This is a genomic window from Candidatus Chlorohelix sp. (assembly GCF_037138995.1).
GTDB lineage: Bacteria > Chloroflexota > Chloroflexia > Chloroheliales > Chloroheliaceae > Chlorohelix.
Genome location: NZ_JBAXHI010000002.1, coordinates 111,302 through 127,764 on the forward strand (window position 1 = coordinate 111,302; position 16,463 = coordinate 127,764).

Below are 16,463 nucleotides of genomic sequence, written 5' to 3' on the forward strand. Positions count from 1 at the left end.
AAAGTCCTATATAAGTCCTATTTCAGGGTTAATTCACTTGCCAGTTTAACGCCCCCCCCCCTTATAATTACTTACTATACATTAATAAACTCCTATAAATTAGCTTGGTTCGTATTTCGACAAGAAAAAGTAACGCTGAACGGAGGTAAGTTATGATTAACTGTCCCAAATGCAATGCGACTAACACTTTTGATGCAAAATTTTGCATGACCTGTGCTGCTTCCCTTATTCAAAACTGCTTGGTCTGCGAGGCAGAGAATCCAATAACGGCTAAATTCTGTAAAGCCTGTAGGGGTGACCTTTCTGCGTTACTGCCGGGTTTGAGTCTGAAGGAGGCAAATTGGTTCAAGGAAGGTTTTGGCATGTTTGGAATAACTGATCGAATTTTAAGCACCCCTGACCCTCTGCTTACTACTTTTCAATCTACAGCTGATGCTTTTGACCTTAAAACTGAGCCTTTGATGTGGAAGATTGGCGTAGATACTACGCATAGTGACATTTATAGACTTAAGTATCCTCATATCCTAGAATTCCTTCCAAATCCCTCTAAGGAGAAGTTCGCGCATATTAATTTAGGTTTATATGCAATTAGAACTAGGTTTATATTGATTGGAGCTTATTATAATAAGATAAAAATGTTTTCTAACTTCCAGTTAAATGAAATCGCGGCAGAATCCTTCTGGTACAAAGATATAAAGTGTACTTGTTCATCTAATGGCGAATTTGAGGTTACAACCAAAATCGGACGTAAGCTAAGCTGGAAATTAACAGCAAAAGGACCAAACCTCCTTGACGTTGCCTTAGTAGCGGGATCTAACGATACTTATTCAAAGTTCACCTCAGTAGATCGAGTGAAAAACAAGGCGAATGAAAGGGATACTGTCTATGAAGCACTTCAACTTTTTGCTGATGCGGTTGATGCCGTTCGATAGCGCAAAGCCACAGACCTGTTAAACTTACGCCCCTTTCCTCTTTTTTGCAGGGAAGGGGGCAAATTTTGCTCATCCATTTCTCCTTACCCAAATTTTAGAGATTTTACGCGCTTGGAAATTGATACCAGCTTTGAGACGTTTGCATTAGCCTATTTACATAATCCCTGCCGAACGCCCCATTTTGGCTGGTCTCGTATCGAATTGGCATGGTATTATTATAATGAGAAAGGGGGTTTGCCGGATGGCTCAAAATTTTCAAAATAGATATTACACCCTAGAAGAGTATCTTAGCCTAGAGAAGCAAAGCTTAGAAAAGCATGAATATTATAAAGGTAACATCTACCTGATGGCAGGTGGAACCCCTAATCATAGCTTGATTTCCAGTAACTTGAACCGGGTATTGGGAAATGCGCTGGAAGATCGCCCTTGCCGGGTTTACACCAGCGATTTGCAAATCTTAGTTAAAGCGCATGGGCTGGTAACCTATCCAGATGTATCAGTGGTATGCGGGGCGGTTGAACATACCTCAGAAGATTCAAACTTAGTCACCAACCCCATTTTGATTGTGGAAGTTCTGTCCCCTTCTACCGCAAGTTATGACCAAACCACCAAATTTCACCTTTACAAAGGATTGGCTTCACTCGTAGATTATGTTCTGGTAGATAGCCGGGGTGTAAATGTGATCTATTTTCATAAACTGAGCTTCAATGAATGGGTACAACGGGTTTATACCGACTTAGGGGAAGTGGTAGTTTTTGAAAGTCTCCAAATCGAAGTACCGCTAGAGCGCATCTATGCTAAAGTGGAATTTGACTCGGCGCCCCGTCTTTTACGTGAGTTGAGCTAATTTTCTTTGGTTCCACCCAACGTTAGCGCCCTTTTTCAGAAGTTGGGTAGCCTATATCTGAAGCAATCGGGGTGAGCTTTTGCATTAGCCTTCATGATTTGAACTAAACACATAATCCCAACCGCAAGTTGGACATAGCCCCCTCGGCATGGTAATATCCTAGTATCGTTGCATGATATTTTTTAGGAGGATTGCTTTCATATTTTGTGTAAGTTGACCATTAAACCGCTTTATTATCTAATGCTGGTGTTGCTGGTTCTGGGCTTCGGCAATTCGATGCAAGATGTGTCTGCTCAGACCCCCCCTACCACTGCGCCGCGACCTTCACTAACGCCCGAAACGCCCCTTCGCAATGTCTATGTTGCCCCTACGCTCACTGCCCGCGCCGCTATCGCGATTGATGCCGATACCGGGAGAATTTTGTATGCCAAAAATCCGCGCCAGTCGCTACCGATGGCAAGCACCACCAAAATTATGACCGTTTTGACCCTTTTCGCCATTCCCGGCACTAGCCTGAGCGATTATACGGTGGTGACTAAGGCTGATTTGGTTGGGGAAGCCAACATGGGCTTAGTGGAAGGGCAGCGTATTCGGGTGCTGTTTTTGCTCTACGGCGCATTGATGGACAGCGCGAATGATGCCGCCACGGCTATCGCGCATTATGCCGGCTCAAAATTGCCCGGCAGTGGCGATTCAATGGCTAAATTTGTGCAAGAAATGAACCGCCAAGCCGCTTTGATGGGTATGGAAAACTCAAAGTTTGCTAACCCGCACGGGCTGGACAACCCTTCGCATTATTCCAGCGCCCAAGATTTGGCGATTGCTGGTTGGTACGCTATGCAGAATCCCGCGATTACCAATATCGTTAAGCTGAGCGAAATTACCGTAGAAGGCAACTACTTTTTCAACATCTCAAACTTTATTCGGCGTTACCCCGGTGCAAATGGCGTGAAACCGGGTGAAACCGATGAAGCGGGGCTATGTTTGGTAGCTTCTGCCAACCGTTTCGGACATAATGTGATTGTGGTCGAGCTTAACAACCCCAATCTTCGCACCGAAAGCGATTTGCTTATGGATTACGCCTTCACCCAGATTCTCGGTAGTGAGAAGCCCGGCGTGAGTCGTCAGCCAATGCTCGGATACATCGGCTTGCCGGAGGCGGGCAAATTACGCCCCTATCGCGCTCTAGTAACCGATTTACAGAGCAACTTTAGCGAGGCGGCGCGTTATTTGCTGGCTTTGCAGGGGCTGTTTGCGAAAATTGAGTGACTTAACACTATGTTAAAGACTCCTTAAAAGGGCGTTAATCGGGTTATTTTATACTGATATTCGCGTTTCGCATATTTCGCTTGAATATATTCTCGTAGAGTCGCTATAATATCAGCTATGAAGAGCGTAGGTTGTGGAATAAAGTCGCGCTTTTAATCGCAAGCCTGTAATCTGTTTGGAAGCAGCTCTAATATAACCCTGTAGTAAGATTAAATTTCTGCGAATAGATTGAGGTTGTATGGCAACAGTACAAGAAAAGCTTGTCACTGCTAATAAAATCGAGTTGCCCGGTGAAAACTCCTCTGAGGTTAAGCGGCGCAAGTTCAAGAAGAAGTTGCGAAGCTCATTAAAAGCTTATCTTTTTATCGCCCCCGCGTTAATCATCCTCTTTTTCTTCCACTTCATGCCGATAATATATGCTTTCTTTCTCAGCCTATATAAAAGAATTTCAGCCGTAAAGGGTATAGTTCCCCCCTCCGAGAATTTCGCCGGTTTTGATAATTACCAAAAGCTGTTGTTTGACGACCCCGATTGGTGGAATGCTTTCTGGAATACGCTCGGCTACGTCACGCTTTCGGTGTTTCTGGGTATTGCGGCGGCTCTTGGGGTAGCGTTGATGCTCGACAAGGTTGCCAGAGGCAAGAATTTGTACCGCACCCTTTTCTTTCTGCCTTATGTTACTTCGCTGATAGCGATTGCCGCAGTCTGGAATATCATTTTCGCCCCCTTCTCCTCAAATGCGCTAACCCGCGCTAATCCAGACCGTCCCGGCGGTTTGGCGAACTGGGTTTTTGCCGCGCTTGGCATTCCGATGCAACGTTGGAGATTGGATGATAGAGGCATCTTGAAATTGTTGTTCGACAACGGGGCGCGTGGACCCGATGCTGGCGCGTTGGCGATAAAGCTGATATTGCTGGCGGTGGCGGTAGGTATAGCCGTGTGGGTTTATCGCCATTTTGAGGGCGGAATCTGGAATTGGATAACGGGCTTGTTGACGACTGCTGCCGTGCTAATCGGTTGGACGGTAATCTTAGAACTAGCTCACTTCTTCACTTGGGATAGTTTCTGGGGCGGACCTAGCATGGCGATGTTCACGATGGTTATAATCTCGACATGGCATATTCTGGGCTTCAACACGGTGCTATTATTGGCAGGTCTTACCAATATTTCGCGGGAACTGTACGATGCGGCAAAGATTGATGGGGCGCGTGGCTGGCAAATGTTTACCAAAATGACCATACCTTTGCTTTCACCCACGCTGTTTTTTATGGTGGTGGTCGGTACTATTGGCGCGTTCCAATCCTTTACCCTGTTCTTCGCGATTTACAACGGTTCTAGTGCCAATCGCAGCGCAACGGTGCTTTCCATCTTCTATTATGATGTAACCTTCGGGCGCGGTTCTGGTTCGGACACCTCCGGTTTCGGTTATTCCTCTACTATAGTAATGATGATGCTGGTAATAATAATGGGTATCAGCTTTGTACAGCAGCGGATACTTGGCAAGCGGGTGAACTATGATTAAGCCTGCCGGAACTACTCAAAAGGTTAAAGCCGGGTCTTTGATGTCTGCCGGCGCCTCCAACAAGCTTGGACAATTTTTCCTGCATGTAATTCTTATTGCCACCTTGCTTTTGATGTTAATGCCTTTCTTCTGGATGGTTGCAACTTCGCTAAAGCCGGCAACCGATGCCACTCCCCAGAGCTTGAACGGCGAGGATAAAAGCATTGCTCGCTTTTTGGGCTTTTTCTTACCCAATGGGCTACATTTTGAGAATTACGGCGATGCTTGGAACGGGCATTATGGGGCGAGCGCAAAAGTTCCAAAAGACTTTTTCGATGCCCCTTTCACCCGCTATTTTACTAACTCTATTATCGTTGGAGTAGCACAGACGATTGGGGTTCTGATTACCTCCACGCTGGCTGCCTATGCTTTTGCTCGCATGAAGTTTTGGGGTTCGGGTATTCTTTTTGGTTTTATTCTGGCGACGATGGCTATTCCCCATGAAGCCAGCTATATACCCAATCTGGTAATTGTGACTCAATTGGGGAATGTGACAAGCGGTTTGGGAACGAATACCTATACCGCCCTGTTTTTACCCTGGATTTCTTCGGCTTTCTATATCTTCTTGCTACGGCAGTTTTTTATGAGTTTACCGCAAGAATTATACGAAGCCGGGCAACTGGATGGTCTTACCGATGTAGGCTATCTCTGGAGAATTGCGGTTCCTCTATCTATGCCCGCGATTCTAACCGTAGCCTTGTTTGCTTTCCAAGGAAGTTGGAACGCTTTCTTGTGGCCCCTAATCGCAGCCCCTACTATTCCGGTTATCCAAACCGGGTTGCGTACCTTCCTCGGCAATTCTGAGGTTGGCACCGAGTGGGATTTATTGATGGCTGCCGCTACTATTGGTATTATACCGATGGTGTTACTGTATTTTCTGGTGCAACGCCGCTTTATTGAGGGCGTTTCGCGCACTGGAATCAAGTAGGCTTGTTCTGGCAGACGTACTTTACGTTCGCTTGGCTTATTGTGTAATCGAGTCTCTTAAAGGAGGAGATTCTTAATGAAAACAATTAACCGAAAATTTTCTGCGCTGCTCGGTATGCTTGTTTTGCTGGCTACGTTGATGGTTGCTTGCGGGGATAATACTGCAACTCCTGTGCCAGCCACAACCACCACTGCTGCCGCTACCACTGCAGCGGCTACAACTGCTGCTGCAACCACTGCAGCGGCTACAACTGCTGCTGCAACCACCGCAGCGGCTACAACTGCTGCCGCATCCGGCGCGGGCGTTACTGTTGATGTAGGCGGTACCAAAGTTACGATTAAACCGGGTGGCGGTCAGAAATTCCAGCCTAAGAGTCAAATCACTGTTACGATTTGGAGCAGCCAAGTCAAAGGTAACGGCGAACGTCTTGCTGCTATCATGAAGGATTTTGAAGCAGCTAATCCTATGATTAAGGTAACGATTGACACTCGCAACGATACCTTCACCTATAATGACATTCTGAAAGCCCTGACTCAGTCGGCAACTGCCGGCGGTATGCCCAATATTGCGACTGGCTACGAAAACTGGGTTCCCGCTTTTGTGGATTCCAAACTCGCCCTTGGTCTGAACAAGTTCATCAGCGGTCAATACGGCTTGAGCCAAAAAGACCTAGAAGACTATCGCCCCAATATGTTGGCGCGTGGTATTTTCCCGCAGTACAACAACGAGACCTATAGCTGGCTTTTCAGCAATAGCGGTCCCGTTATGTACTACAATCAAGATCTAATCACCCAATACGGTCTAAAGACCCCAGATGAGAACTATACTTGGGATCAGTTCGTAGCCGACTCCAAAACCGTCACCGAGAAAAGCGGCGGTAAGACAATAGGTTATATTTTCCCCACTAAATCAGTTTCCGAATTGGTAGCGATGCCGATTTACGCCAGAGGCGGTCAGATATTTGATTATCAGAATAACAAGTTCCTGTTTGACCAGAAGCCCGCACTTGACCAAATCAACATGCTGTACGATGGTGTTAAAGCTGGCTATTTCGCCACTTCTGACCCCGGTGTGGCTAATGACAACCAGAATAAGTTCATCAAGCAGCAATCGCTTTTCTATCTAGCCAGTACCTCCAGCCGTTCGTTTGTGGCTGATGCAATTGCTAAAGGTGGCGAGGGTATCAAGGCTTTCAACTGGAATGCAACCGTACCCCCTCATGCTGCTGGCGTGAAGCCGGTAACCACTCTCTATGGTGGCGCTATCCTCGGCTTCAAGGGCAAGAGCGATGATGAAGATTTGGCGACATGGGAAGTGATGAAGTTTATGGGTTCTTCCGGGTTCCAAGCAAAATGGGCTTCTGCCAGCGGTTATGTACCTGCTACCAAAAGCACCGTTGACGACCCAACCTATAAAACCTTCCTTGCGGCTGCTCCCCAGAACAAAATCCCGCTCGTAGTTTACGATTATGCCAATGCTTCTGAGCCGAAACTAGGTCAGTGGCAGCAGGTGCGTGACATCGTGGACAACAACGTGGATGCGCTGTTCCAGGGCAAGGGTACTCCTGCCGATACCGTCAAAGCTATCAACGACCAAGCGAACGCTACCCTCAAAAAGTAACAAAAGCTGGTTAGCAAAGACTAAAAAGAACTCCCCGTTGCATCTTGGCGGGGAGTTTTTCTATGCTGCTTGCTTATTGAGAGCTTTTATTAAGAGTAGGCTATGGTTATTTTTTACGAAACAGGTTTTTTAATGGGGATAAGTTTGATGCCTCAAAAGTTGTAGTTTCTGTCAGCGACCCCTATAATGGTTAAGGCTAGGATGCTCTTACCTGAGAGCAGATAATATTCATTTAATTTGGAGCAAAATAACATGCTAAGAATAGAATTGTTCTCGATAGTGCTGGCAGGAGAACCGTTGGCAACCACACAAGAAGGTAATACCGCTACTGTTTTGCGGATGGCGTTGTTTATGCTGGCATTGTTGATGTTCATGTTGCTGGCTGGGCTGGCGTGGCGAACCTTGCCTTTTTTGCGTAAAATTATACCCACTCCGCAGGAAGTGGAGGAGCGAGAGCGACTTGCGGCTGAACAAGCTGCTGCTGCTGCTGCCGCTCGTCCTAAACGCAGCATCAACCTTACTCAACTGGAACCGCTACAGGTAAAGCCTACTATAGCCGAGCCAAACGCGGAGGATACTGCACTGGTTGAGACGGGCGCGGTGATAAACGCTGCCAACGACTTGAGCGGGGATAACCCGCCGCAGAGTTAACGCAATTTCTCAGGCGTACCCGGCAGACTTGAGGTTTTGCCGGGATTAGCTATAGCGCCACTTGTAATAATGCAACCCCACGTTGCCCATCTCCACTTTGAAGCCGTTCGGGTTGTTGGGTGTAAAGGTAAGGGTGCGGCGTTCAAATAGCTGCACCAATACATCTTGTTCTGCCCCGCCTACTTTGGTGCGTATCCAGTAAGCTTCGCCGATGGGGAAGCCAATCGCGCTTACCCAATCGAAAATGCTCCCGTCCGTGTAGGTATTTGCGCTGCTGTCGTAGATTCGCCCTTGAATTTGAAACCAATTAAAGAACACGTCCGGTATATTGTGTCCGGTTTCGGGAACGTAATATACATTACGGGCAAGAGGCGCAAGCGTGTAGTTGTAATTTTCTCGCCCCTTTGCGTCCAGCGTTGCTGCTACCGCCCCGCTATCCGGCGCGACTTTTCCCCGTGCTACAATCTCTTTGAAACTGGCGTAGGTCGGGGCAATATCGTTCAACCCCGGTGTATCGTTAGGGTCGCCTGCCACCGCTACCCGGCTCGGCTCTCGCTGGCTAAAGCTGTTATCGCCCATTTGCTGCCGTCCACTGGTCATTTCCACTACCAGCAGTCCATTGGTTACAGAACCGCTCGTTCCTTTGGTTAGTTCCATCCGCGCTTTATCAAAATAAACCACCTGCCGGCTTCCGCTTGTGGCTTCGGTATAGGCTTCGCTAACGCTGTGATTTGGCGCGAGTCCCCATAGCCAACTTCTTCCGGTAGCCGCTCCGGTGAGTAGCGGACGGTCTGCTCTACTCCAGTTATTCTCAAAGGGTTGTGCCAATGTTGGAAAGAAGCGATATGACAACGGGGTTGCCTTATAACCGCCTATGAGCAACGCTGTACGGGTTACATCTGCCATAAGCGTGGCATCCAAGCGTAAATTGCCATCCGCTTGGTAAAGCTTATCACCGGGCGAATGATAACGCGGGTCACCGCTGCTACTATCGCTGGCATCCTCATTGAAGAAAATCGCGCTACCCACCTGAGACTCCCAGAAACTGCGCTGGTCACTATATTGATTCGGGTCACGCGCCAGCGGGAAAAGGTCGCCGATGGTATAAACCTGATATTTCAAAGCGGGTAGGTAGTTTTTCACCAAATCGCTGCCTTCACGGGCAAGCTCATTGCTACTGCCCGGAACTGAAATAGCGTAGAGGGTTTGGTTGGTCGTGCCATCGCGAGGGTAGCCAATCATATCGAGGTTGATTACCGTAGCGATAGGGCGTTGGGTGTTACGATTTTGCAAATATTGGCTTACATAATAGTGACTGCCCAGATAACCGAACTCCTCGCCATCGAAAAATATCAAATCAATGTCGTCTTTAAACTGTACATTCTTCAGTAGTCGCCCGATTTCCAGCAATACGGCAATTCCGCTACCGTTATCATTTGCGCCATACGCCTGTTCATTGCAGATGGGAGGGAACATGCGTATTGGGCTACTGTCCAGATGGGCAGTAAGTAAGTGGCGTTGGGTGGGGTTTGTGCCGGGTTTGTGGACGATAATATTTTGCAGGCGCGTTTCTCGCAACCCCTCCACATAACCGCTAAAGGTTTGGATTTCTACCGTCAGCCCAAACTCTTGCAAGCGATTCTTTATATAGGTGATGGCAAGGTCATGTCCTGTGTCGCTTACACAACGCGAGAAACGGCTGACTGCTTGCACTTCGGCTACCAGCTTTTCAGGAGAAACTTGTGAGATTAAATCTTGCAAGGTGGCGTTAGTAGGTGGGGCAGCCACGCCCGCAACAGGCAGATAGCAAAGCCACTGTATAGAAAGGTAAACAACGAGAATTAAAGCATATTTTTTCATATTATTATTCTTTCATTATCTGACAACAGCATTTCATTATTTTAATATTAACAATTTGATATAGTAAAAACTAGTGTTATACCTTTATAATAAACATATCTAAATAAATTCTGCATATTTCTCAGGGTAGTTGCAAGAAACGTTTTTAGGGTAATAACCTATTGCACCATCTTTCCGAACTTGCACTGCCTTAAACTTTGCTTAGTATTATAGCTATATCGCAATATGTATTGTAAAATTAAGATAATAATAGTTGGAAATAAAAAGCATCTGTAAGATATGAGCTAATGCTGCATGTGAGGAATCCTATGCTGAAAAAAGATGATATTAGCGGAATATTTGCAAAGGGCAACTACCAGAACGGTAACGGCAAGCATAGTGATGTGGTGCACAAAATCGATTCCAGCCAAACTGCTGCTGAGATTCTGTCACAACCCTCACATATTAATCGCGGTCAACGCAGCGCTCTGACTCAGCCCTTATCCAATCCGCTCACACCTCGCGCTCGCTATGTCTCCAAAAATCCTGCTCCTGCCCAAGTGCAAAGTCTTCAAGTTGTAATGTCGGGTAGCTTAGTTGCTTTTTCCACTAGTGCCTTGCTTTCCTTGCTCAATGTCCAGAAGCAAACCGGGATGTTGCATCTCTATAATGAGGATACTTTCGGCTTCATTTATATTGAAAAAGGTGAAGTTTACGATTCCAAATTGGATAATATGACCGGGGCGTTGGCGTTGTTTCAGCTTTTTGGCTGGAAAATCGGGGACTTTGCTTTCGAGGTAAACGTACCGCCACCCGGTCGTCGCACCATTCAGGCATCTTTGCCGGTATTGCAAGTGCGGGCTACCCTTTGGCTGGATAACTGGAATAAGCTGAACCCGATTATACCAACAACTTCGCATCGTATCGGTATTGCTTCTGACCCGGGTACTAATGTGGTGATTGAGCCTTACCACTGGGCAGTTCTAACGAAGATTGTCAATTCCCCGATTAGTATGGCACAACTCGCCTCTGAGTTGAATCAGGACGTAATGACCGTAACCCGTATTGCTGTTGATTTGGTGAAGATGAAGGTCGCGGTGGTGTATCCGCCCGCCTCCGAACCGCCGTCCGAAAGCTGATGCCGCTATAATTTGAGAAAAGCGCAAGAGACAAGGGGTTTTCTGCCCCTTGTTTTGTTTTTATAACTCAGAGCGGTTGTAAAGTCGGTATTCCCATTTCCAATGCCCTTATCCAAACCCTTTTGAGAACCGTTTTTATAGGGGACAATTCCATTTTTGCGGGAGTACCTAGTAATGCAGGGGTAGCACGCTATAGGTGAAAAAAGTTGGAGGTGACTACTTGTGGATTGTCAAAGAGAACCAGCCGAGTTTGCTAACCGATCTGGAAGTGTTATTTGGGTCTGAGCCGACCCCTCCGGGAGGTTCGCCCTACCCCACCGATTTCAGTTGTGTCAGGAGCGTGGATAAAAGTCACGGGCGGTTAGAAGAGAGAAAAATCACCGTGAGCAGCCTGTTGAAAGGCTATAGTCTCAGGTCTTACCTGAAACAGGCTTTCAAACTGGAACGATGGAGGACCGATGGGACAGGCAAAACACCTTATGAGGTGCGGTAAGGTATTACGAGCTTGGCGGTAGGGGTAGCAGATGCCACTCGGTTGTTAAAAATAGCCCGATCCGCCTAGGGTATAGAGCACAAACTGCATTACCGGCGAGGTGAAACAATGGGAGAAGATTGGTACAAGGTTCGCACCGGGCAAGTGCCGCAGGTTTGGGTCGCTTTAAATAATGCAGGTTTAGGATTATTGGCTAGGGAAGGTGTTTCTAATGTAGCCGAAAGAAGAAGAGAGTTAGCTTATCGATCTGCCGAGGCTGTGAGGCTTGTCTTCTCATGAAATATTATTTCTTTTGGCTGACTTTGCAAAAGCCCTGACAGAAATCACAATCTCATTTTACAGAAAAATAAACATGTTATATCATTACATGAATAATATTTCCGGTATTAATAGTTATATGAGGAAAATTTATGACCTCGCAACCTGTTAAAGATAATAAGTGGCAGCTTTTTACCTCGCATGGGCTGGCGCTAATTTCGTTGTTGAATACGCCGGGTAAAACCATTCGCGAGATTGGCTACTCGCTTGACCTTACCGAACGTGCGGTATCACGAGCTATAACCGACCTAATCGAAGAAGGCTACGTGGTGAAAACCCGTTTGGGGCGGCGTTGCTTTTACCGGGTCAACGAAGAAAAAGTCTTGAAATTCCCGCTCGGTATAGGCTATGAAGATTCACCACTCATTACCGTGAAGGCGCTTAAAGCCGAGAATCTAGCGACCCACGCCGAACATCTGGATAATCCAGATGATGCGCCGGTGCGTAAAAAGGGCGACAAAGCAGCGGTTTCGGGTGCATAACGGCATAGTATAGATGAGAAGGTGAGGGCTGGCACGATGAATCTCGTTATCCCATCCTTAGGAAAACTGCTATACACGCCAACGGCGGCAGCTACAAGCGAAGGCATGAGTCCGGTTTTACAATTTCTGCTTGTGCTGGCACTGGTTATTTTTGCCGCCAAAGCAGCGGGCTACCTTAGCGCTCGTCTGGGGCAACCTGCGGTGTTGGGCGAATTGCTGGCGGGTGTTGTTCTCGGTCCCAGCCTGATAAACCTGTACAATCTGGGCTTTATCCAGCCTGAAAATCGCCCTTATCTGGAGAACACCCTCAAGATAATTGCCGAATTGGGCGTAATTTTCCTCATGTTTATGGCGGGTCTTGAAACCAACTTAAGCGAAATGTTTAAGGTGGGCAAGGTTGCGGTATTTTCTGGGGTAAGCGGCGTAATCTTCCCGATTGCCTTTGGTATTTTGGTGGCAATGCCGTTTGGTTACACTTTTGAAAAGAGCCTATTTATCGGCATCATACTAGCGGCTACCAGTGTGAGTATTTCGGCGCAAACAATGCTCGAACTGGGCGTACTACGCAAGCGCGAAGGGGTTGCGCTGCTTGGCGCAGCGGTTTTTGATGATGTGCTGGTGGTGCTGGTACTCTCCTTTTATCTGGCAATGGTGGGTGGCGGTAGTGGTGGTGGGGCGCTTGAAATTATAGTGGTAATCCTGAAAATGGCGGCTTTCTTCCTTGTTACTGCGCTGCTCGGCTTAAAGGTTTTACCGTGGGCGTTGTCGCGGGTTAAAAAACTGCCAATCAGCGAAAATATAACAGCTACAATGGTAGTTTTGGTGCTGCTAACGGCGTGGGCTGCCGAATATTTGGGAGGCGTGGCGCTGATTGTAGGGGCGTTTATGGTGGGAGCACTGGCGGCGCGTACCCGTTTCCGGCACGAACTGGAAGAAAAATTTCGCACAATAATTTACGCGCTGCTCGTTCCGGTATTCTTCGTCAGTATAGGGCTGTTGGTAAATTTGGGCAGTATAAACGGCGAGGCATGGTTCTTTGCCGGGTTGGTGTGTGTGGCTGCTATTGTCAGCAAAATAATCGGTTGTGGACTGGGGGCGCGTCTCACGGGCTTTAACAATCTTTCTAGCTTGCGGTTGGGAGTGGGCATGGTATCACGCGGGGAGGTCGGGCTGATAGTGGCTTCGGTTGGTATTTCTGAAGGAATCCTAAATCAGCAAGTGTATGCGGCGACGGTTTTGATGGTTCTCGTCACTACGCTTTTCACGCCCTTTGCTTTGAAGCTGGCATTTCGGGGCGAGAAAAGAACCGATGCGGGCATAAAATCGGCGGAACAGGTCGAAGTTAGCGGCGCGAACTAGCGTAAAAGAGAGAATTTATAAATGAGTAATTATTATCTGGCTGTGCTGGTGCTGGACGATGAGGATTTCGAGGAAGAAGTGATTAATCTGTGGGCTGAAAAAAATGCGCGGGCGATAACTGCGCTGGATTGCGAACAGTTTTTGATGCCGCGCAATTTCACCCGTGATGATTTGCCCCTTTTCCCCGGTTTGAGTGCGCTTACCGAATTGGAAAGAAGCGAACGGCGTTTGCTGTTCTCGGTAGTCGAGAGCCGCGAAGCCCTGCAACAGCTTTATGAAGAAACTCGTCACAAAACCGGAGCGGAGATAAAACCGGGCAAAGCTCTGTTTTTTGGCTTGCCGCTGGCGTTGGTGGCGGGTTTATAAAGCCTATAGCGGTTTACGCATCCGCACCGTGTAGGTTGGCAATCCTGCTACCGCATTGTAACGTTCGGTGCGCTGCGCTTCGGGTAAGTCTCGCTCGTCCTGATAAATCAGGCAATCGTTGCCTATGCCGCTGTTCTCCTGCAAACGCTGCACCTCTTGCAAGAAGCAGCTTTTGATAAAAATACAGTTATCGCATTTCTGATGCTGCTTGCGTTCTACTATCAATTCGTAACCCATCTATTTTTCTCCCTGATGAAGGTAATCAGAATAACGGTTTATTCTTTGCGTATTATATAATATCCCTGCGTGGGGGGCGGTAAGCGATTTCCCCGCGCTTTGAAGCTGTAATAAGAAATCTTTGAAGGATGAGGCGCTATGAAAACCATCGCGGAACGACAGCGCGAAGCAGCCCAACTGTTGGGCGACGATTTAAAGCATCCCAGAGTAGGAGCGGTGCTTGGGCTGGTCGAGGAATTGGGCGAACTGGTAAAAGAGGTTATGGAGCGCGAGATTTACGGAGTGGATAACCCCGAATTGCGCCACAAAATGGGCGATGAAGTGGCGGATGTGCTGTTTAGTCTGTTCGAGGTTTGTAGCGCGTACAATCTGGAACTAGAAGAAGTGTACGACCGCAAGCTGGACAAAATTCGCGGTAAGTTGCCGGAATGGCAGCTAAAATACGCGGAGGGCTTGCGCCGGGTACGCGCTCGCTTGGATTAAACGATGGCGCAACAGAAACCCAAGCTAGTTTACTGGAAACAGGGCTTAGCGGTGAAGGCTTCCAAAGTGTACCTTGACGCTAATTTCATCGTCGCGCTGGCGCATCCTGCCCACATTTGGCATGCCAATGCGCTGGCGTTGTTGGCGCATTTCAACGAGCGCAACACCGGATTGACGCTTTCGTCGCTGGCTTTGAACGAGGCGATTTATCAGCTAATGCGCTTGCGTGAGAAGGAGAGCGACTCGCCCGAAGCTGTCCCTAATTTGTCGCTGTGGCTGGACGACATTTTGCTACGTTCGCCCCTCTTGCGCCTGTTTGAGCCTCCCGACCTCGCCTTTCATCGCAAAACTCTGAAAGCGATTGCCGAGCATGAATTAGACCCCACCGACGCTTTTCACTATATCGCGGCACGTCACCTCAATTGTCCGTTGCTTAGTAATGATGCCGGCTTTCAGAAAATCCCTGATGAACACCTGCTCATAGTGACCTTCTTTTGATTGTGGTAAAATCGGGAAAAGGAGAAAGAGGATGGCTAATAGTTCTTTTGTAACGGTTATCGGCAGCGGTAGTTGGGGTACTACTCTGGCATGGCTGGTGGCGCGTAAGGGCAGACGCACCGTATTGTGGACGCGCACCCAAGAGGAAGCGGAGTTGCTACGCGCTGACGGCGAGAACAAACGCTTTTTACCGGGCGCGAAATTTCCCCCCGCGCTTGAAATGACCGCAGACCTTGAAAAAGCAATTTCCCCCGGTTGTGAAATGGTTATCATGGCGCCTCCTTCCGGCTTTATGCGTAACGAGATGCAGATGTGCCGCCCCTATTTCGACAGCCTCTCCGAAATGCCGGTGGTACTTAGCGCGGCTAAAGGCTTGGAAAAAGATAATCTCTACCGCATGACCGAAGTTATGGCGCAGGAGTGGCCCGAAGGCGAAGAAGCGGGTAAAATCTGCGCTCTTTCAGGTCCGAATCTGGCGCGGGAAGTGGCAGAGGGCAAACCGGGCGCAACCGTTATTGCCGGACGCAACGCTGCTTCCACCACACGCGCCCAGCAGTTGATTACTTCCGCTACTTTCCGGGTCTATACCAACCCCGATGTAATAGGAGTCGAGCTTGCGGGTGCGCTCAAGAATATTATCGCGCTTGGCGCAGGGGTGGCGGATGGGCTACATTCGGGCGACAATGCTAAGGGCGCGTTCCTTACTCGTGGCATGGCGGAAATCGGCAGGTTGGGGGTGGCATCGGGCGCAAATCCGCTCACATTCCTCGGTTTGGCAGGGCTTGGCGATATGGTAGCGACCTGTTTCAGTCCCTACAGTCGCAACCGTCATGTGGGGGAAGAACTGGCGACTGGCAAGAGCCTTGATGAGATTCTCAAAGGGATGACGCAGGTGGCAGAAGGGGTCTATACCACCGTTTCGGCGCGGCGATTGGCTGCCCGTTACGGTGTGGAAATGCCTATCACCGAGCAGTTATACCAAGTTATGTTTGAGGGCAAGAATCCGCTCATCGCCATTACCGACCTGATGTTGCGCGAACCTACCGGGGAGATGTACGGGTTTACGATATAAACGACATATCCCCGCTTTGTATATTAGTAAGGTATGCAGTAGAGATAACAAAAAACTACTACTCATAGTTCATCATATTGTTGCAGGTAAAACGCTATGCCTATTAGCTGGAACGAGATTCGCAGCCGCGTCCTCAAGTTTTCGCAGGATTGGTAGGGGCGCATCGCGATGCGCCCTCGTTTGGTGGAGTTTTTTGTTGGTGATATGGCAATAAAAGAAGGGCGGTTCGCCTGTGTCCCGTAGTGGGTACGAACCGCCCCTACAAAAACGATTTTCTTGGTGGTTTGGGGAACCGTTGAAAATATAAATACTGCCTATGCAACAGCCCTGGAAAATTAACCCGTTAGCCCCAACCCCATGAGATTTGTG

The 16,463-nt window shown here is 48.2% G+C and carries 17 protein-coding genes; 15 read left to right on the forward strand and 2 right to left on the reverse strand.

The features are described 5' to 3' along the window. Positions 1–152: 152 nt before the first annotated feature. The 7 genes from WCK19_RS01640 (at position 153) to WCK19_RS01670 (ending at position 7,808) form a co-directional block, all read left to right on the forward strand. Positions 153–932: a zinc ribbon domain-containing protein gene (locus WCK19_RS01640; RefSeq protein ID WP_342395605.1), complete on the forward strand. Its 780-nt coding sequence runs from the start codon at positions 153–155 to the stop codon at positions 930–932. 241 nt (positions 933–1,173) lie between these two features. Continuing rightward, positions 1,174–1,779: a Uma2 family endonuclease gene (locus tag WCK19_RS01645; RefSeq protein WP_342395606.1), complete on the forward strand. Its 606-nt coding sequence runs from the start codon at positions 1,174–1,176 to the stop codon at positions 1,777–1,779. Positions 1,780–1,983: 204 nt separating this feature from the next. Beyond that, a complete protein-coding gene (locus tag WCK19_RS01650; RefSeq protein WP_342395607.1) occupies positions 1,984–3,048 on the forward strand; it encodes a hypothetical protein in 1,065 nt (354 codons plus the stop codon). Between the two features lie 238 nt (positions 3,049–3,286). Next, complete coding sequence (locus tag WCK19_RS01655; protein ID WP_342395608.1) at positions 3,287–4,570, forward strand: sugar ABC transporter permease; 1,284 nt, start codon at positions 3,287–3,289, stop codon at positions 4,568–4,570. After that, positions 4,563–5,537 (forward strand): carbohydrate ABC transporter permease, encoded by a 975-nt coding sequence (locus tag WCK19_RS01660; RefSeq protein WP_342395609.1) that lies wholly within the window; start codon positions 4,563–4,565, stop codon positions 5,535–5,537. Before WCK19_RS01655 ends, WCK19_RS01660 begins: the two co-directional genes overlap by 8 nt. A gap of 75 nt (positions 5,538–5,612) precedes the next feature. Continuing rightward, positions 5,613–7,157 carry an extracellular solute-binding protein gene (locus tag WCK19_RS01665; protein ID WP_342395610.1) on the forward strand — a complete coding sequence of 515 codons (1,545 nt, stop codon included), beginning with the start codon at positions 5,613–5,615 and terminating at the stop codon, positions 7,155–7,157. Between the two features lie 252 nt (positions 7,158–7,409). Beyond that, positions 7,410–7,808, forward strand: a complete 399-nt coding sequence (locus WCK19_RS01670; protein WP_342395611.1) for a hypothetical protein — start codon at positions 7,410–7,412, stop codon at positions 7,806–7,808. A 45-nt stretch (positions 7,809–7,853) separates the two neighbouring features. Here WCK19_RS01670 and WCK19_RS01675 read toward each other — a convergent pair whose 3' ends face one another. Then, on the reverse strand, positions 7,854–9,668 hold the full coding sequence (locus WCK19_RS01675; protein WP_342395612.1) for a M28 family peptidase: 1,815 nt from the start codon (positions 9,666–9,668) through the stop codon (positions 7,854–7,856). A gap of 308 nt (positions 9,669–9,976) precedes the next feature. Between WCK19_RS01675 and WCK19_RS01680 the strand changes: the two genes are divergently transcribed. The 5 genes from WCK19_RS01680 (at position 9,977) to WCK19_RS01700 (ending at position 13,804) form a co-directional block, all read left to right on the forward strand. Further along, on the forward strand, positions 9,977–10,786 hold the full coding sequence (locus WCK19_RS01680) for a DUF4388 domain-containing protein (RefSeq protein ID WP_342395613.1): 810 nt from the start codon (positions 9,977–9,979) through the stop codon (positions 10,784–10,786). 196 nt (positions 10,787–10,982) lie between these two features. Then, a complete protein-coding gene (locus WCK19_RS01685; protein ID WP_342395614.1) occupies positions 10,983–11,279 on the forward strand; it encodes a hypothetical protein in 297 nt (98 codons plus the stop codon). A gap of 410 nt (positions 11,280–11,689) precedes the next feature. Continuing rightward, the gene (locus WCK19_RS01690; RefSeq protein WP_342395615.1) at positions 11,690–12,079 is read left to right on the forward strand and encodes a helix-turn-helix domain-containing protein; all 390 of its coding nucleotides are present in this window, start codon (positions 11,690–11,692) and stop codon (positions 12,077–12,079) included. Between the two features lie 36 nt (positions 12,080–12,115). Further along, entirely contained in the window at positions 12,116–13,438 is a 1,323-nt protein-coding gene (locus WCK19_RS01695; protein WP_342395616.1) for a cation:proton antiporter, read from the forward strand. A 21-nt stretch (positions 13,439–13,459) separates the two neighbouring features. Next, positions 13,460–13,804, forward strand: a complete 345-nt coding sequence (locus WCK19_RS01700) for a hypothetical protein (RefSeq protein WP_342395617.1) — start codon at positions 13,460–13,462, stop codon at positions 13,802–13,804. Between the two features lie 3 nt (positions 13,805–13,807). Here WCK19_RS01700 and WCK19_RS01705 read toward each other — a convergent pair whose 3' ends face one another. Beyond that, entirely contained in the window at positions 13,808–14,041 is a 234-nt protein-coding gene (locus WCK19_RS01705; RefSeq protein ID WP_342395618.1) for a hypothetical protein, read from the reverse strand. Between the two features lie 138 nt (positions 14,042–14,179). On the opposite strand from WCK19_RS01705, the gene WCK19_RS01710 reads away from it, so the two are divergent. Genes WCK19_RS01710 through WCK19_RS01720 form a run of 3 tightly spaced genes read left to right on the forward strand, consistent with a single transcriptional unit; the run spans position 14,180 to position 16,094 of the window. Continuing rightward, positions 14,180–14,524, forward strand: coding sequence for a MazG nucleotide pyrophosphohydrolase domain-containing protein (locus tag WCK19_RS01710; protein ID WP_342395619.1), 345 nt, complete (start codon positions 14,180–14,182; stop codon positions 14,522–14,524). Positions 14,525–14,527: 3 nt separating this feature from the next. Beyond that, the gene (locus WCK19_RS01715; protein WP_342395620.1) at positions 14,528–15,022 is read left to right on the forward strand and encodes a type II toxin-antitoxin system VapC family toxin; all 495 of its coding nucleotides are present in this window, start codon (positions 14,528–14,530) and stop codon (positions 15,020–15,022) included. A 31-nt stretch (positions 15,023–15,053) separates the two neighbouring features. Further along, positions 15,054–16,094 (forward strand): NAD(P)H-dependent glycerol-3-phosphate dehydrogenase, encoded by a 1,041-nt coding sequence (locus WCK19_RS01720; protein ID WP_342395621.1) that lies wholly within the window; start codon positions 15,054–15,056, stop codon positions 16,092–16,094. The last annotated feature ends 369 nt before the right edge of the window (positions 16,095–16,463 follow it).

Excerpts from the sequence above, each read along its gene's own strand:
- WCK19_RS01720 (WP_342395621.1), top strand. The coding sequence starts at position 15,054 with ATGGCTAATAGTTCTTTTGTAACGGTTATCGGCAGCGGTAGTTGGGGT.
- WCK19_RS01700 (WP_342395617.1), top strand. The coding sequence starts at position 13,460 with ATGAGTAATTATTATCTGGCTGTGCTGGTGCTGGACGATGAGGATTTC.
- WCK19_RS01640 (WP_342395605.1), top strand. The coding sequence starts at position 153 with ATGATTAACTGTCCCAAATGCAATGCGACTAACACTTTTGATGCAAAA.
- WCK19_RS01710 (WP_342395619.1), top strand. The coding sequence starts at position 14,180 with ATGAAAACCATCGCGGAACGACAGCGCGAAGCAGCCCAACTGTTGGGC.
- WCK19_RS01655 (WP_342395608.1), top strand. The coding sequence starts at position 3,287 with ATGGCAACAGTACAAGAAAAGCTTGTCACTGCTAATAAAATCGAGTTG.
- WCK19_RS01695 (WP_342395616.1), top strand. The coding sequence starts at position 12,116 with ATGAATCTCGTTATCCCATCCTTAGGAAAACTGCTATACACGCCAACG.
- WCK19_RS01675 (WP_342395612.1), bottom strand. The coding sequence starts at position 9,668 with ATGAAAAAATATGCTTTAATTCTCGTTGTTTACCTTTCTATACAGTGG.
- WCK19_RS01705 (WP_342395618.1), bottom strand. The coding sequence starts at position 14,041 with ATGGGTTACGAATTGATAGTAGAACGCAAGCAGCATCAGAAATGCGAT.
- WCK19_RS01680 (WP_342395613.1), top strand. The coding sequence starts at position 9,977 with ATGCTGAAAAAAGATGATATTAGCGGAATATTTGCAAAGGGCAACTAC.
- WCK19_RS01715 (WP_342395620.1), top strand. The coding sequence starts at position 14,528 with ATGGCGCAACAGAAACCCAAGCTAGTTTACTGGAAACAGGGCTTAGCG.
- WCK19_RS01660 (WP_342395609.1), top strand. The coding sequence starts at position 4,563 with ATGATTAAGCCTGCCGGAACTACTCAAAAGGTTAAAGCCGGGTCTTTG.
- WCK19_RS01670 (WP_342395611.1), top strand. The coding sequence starts at position 7,410 with ATGCTAAGAATAGAATTGTTCTCGATAGTGCTGGCAGGAGAACCGTTG.
- WCK19_RS01665 (WP_342395610.1), top strand. The coding sequence starts at position 5,613 with ATGAAAACAATTAACCGAAAATTTTCTGCGCTGCTCGGTATGCTTGTT.
- WCK19_RS01690 (WP_342395615.1), top strand. The coding sequence starts at position 11,690 with ATGACCTCGCAACCTGTTAAAGATAATAAGTGGCAGCTTTTTACCTCG.
- WCK19_RS01645 (WP_342395606.1), top strand. The coding sequence starts at position 1,174 with ATGGCTCAAAATTTTCAAAATAGATATTACACCCTAGAAGAGTATCTT.